The organism is Psychrobacter sp. CAL346-MNA-CIBAN-0220 (assembly GCF_040309805.1).
In the GTDB taxonomy this organism is placed as follows: domain Bacteria; phylum Pseudomonadota; class Gammaproteobacteria; order Pseudomonadales; family Moraxellaceae; genus Psychrobacter.
In genome coordinates this window covers 1-270 of record NZ_JBEOPF010000305.1, presented here as the reverse complement: position 1 = coordinate 270, position 270 = coordinate 1, and the positions used below count along the sequence as shown (strand labels likewise).

At 61.9% G+C, this 270-nt stretch carries 1 protein-coding gene; it reads left to right on the top strand.

Translation table 11 applies throughout. From position 1 onward, the window contains the following. On the top strand, positions 1-270 hold a 270-nt coding region (locus AAEY88_RS13745), incomplete at both ends, for a hypothetical protein (RefSeq protein WP_350563281.1).

Here is a 270-nt window from a genome sequence, read left to right as displayed (position 1 = left end):
GCGGTGATCCTGGCCACCGGCAACAGCACGTATTTTGGTGCCTTGGCGCAACGCGTCACGGCGACGGACCGTGCGACCACCTCGTTCCAGCAGGGGGTCAACAAGGTCAGTTGGTTGCTGATTCGCTTTATGTTCGTGATGGCGCCGCTGGTGCTGTTCATCAACGGCTTTACCAAGGGCGACTGGACCGAGGCGTTGCTGTTCGCGCTGTCGATTGCCGTGGGCCTGACCCCGGAAATGCTGCCCATGATCGTCACCTCGACCCTGGCC